The organism is Niveispirillum sp. FG148 (assembly GCF_057809655.1).
On record NZ_JBMDKJ010000071.1, the window covers coordinates 1 to 1,207 of the forward strand.

1 protein-coding gene is annotated in these 1,207 nt (G+C 68.0%); it reads right to left on the bottom strand.

Annotated features, from left to right (window positions below; translation table 11 throughout):
* Positions 1 to 1,142: ISKra4 family transposase (locus ACODTW_RS28235; protein ID WP_488949548.1), on the bottom strand; the 1,142-nt coding region annotated here is incomplete at its 3' end.
* Between the last annotated feature and the right edge of the window lie 65 nt (positions 1,143 to 1,207).

Genomic DNA, 1,207 nt, shown 5'->3' on the forward strand with positions numbered 1-1,207 from the left:
ATGATCAGGTCACGCTGCCCGACGATATACGTTTCCAAGGCCTGCAGCAGTTTGGCAACCTTCCGTGCCTGCCGGTCGTTGGCGGCTTTCGACAAGGTGTCGAGGTCGGCCAGTGTGTCGCCGACCAGAGCCAGCGCGCGCTCCGTCTGGCCATGCCAGAGCCGCAATCGGATGTGAGTTACAGCATCGGCCAGCCGCGCCGTCCGCTCGGCGTCGTCCGGCACCGCCGCAGCCCAGCCCGCCACCGATTGCGCCACATGCTGGACTCGCATCGACAGATGGAACCAGTCGAGGACATGGTGTGCCGGCCCGATGCTGGCGGCCGCAGCAAGGGAGCGGGGGCCGTCCGCGCCATCGCTCAGGATGGTGACCGGCGTGGTGGCCGTTGCTCCCAGACCGCGCAGAACATGCTGGAGTTGCCGCACCTGGCGGTCGGCCTCGGCCGGCATGCTGCTGAAGACCACGTCTCGACCCTCCTCGTTGCCCACCCGCGCGATTATCACCTCGAACGAGCGCATTTGGTAGGTTCGCACCGACTTCACATGCCCGCCGTCGATGGCCAGCGTGATCGCCTGCGCCGAAGCCGGTGCTTCTCCGTCAGGCGGGACCAGTGCTGCCCGTTCCAGACGAGCCCCGACCTGGAGCGTACGCCGGCGGACCGTTTCCACAGCGGGGGCCGTATCCAGGGGCAGCAGCTCAGCCAGCAGCGTCCGCGCCTGACGATAGGGGAGTGCGCTGCCCATGCCGGCCAGGACGCGCTCGTAATCGGGCGTGCAGCGATCAGGCATCATCTCTGCCGCCGGGGTCAGGCTCCGACGACAAGCCACGCCGCACCGGCAGGGTCCGAAGCGAGGCGCGCGCACCTCCATCGTGCCGAACAGCGACACCAGCGTCCGGGTGCGGTGGTCCTTGAGGGGACGCAACGCTTTGCAATGGCCGCACGAGCGACGGCGACGACAGTGCGCGTCGATCTGGGCCGTGACCAGAACGCGCTGAAGGCCCGCCAGGGTCACCTTGCTTTCGCCCAGGTTCAGCCCGAGCGTCGCCGCCTGGCCGGCTTCCGCGCGCTCGCCTGTAGAGATGACATGCTGCGTCACCGCACCGTCCTCGCCCGTCACCTCGACCATGACCCGCCACTTCATTGTGCCCTCAACCGTCGCCGTCCGGAAGCGACTTACCATCCTCCCCCCAGGTTTGGGACGGTCTC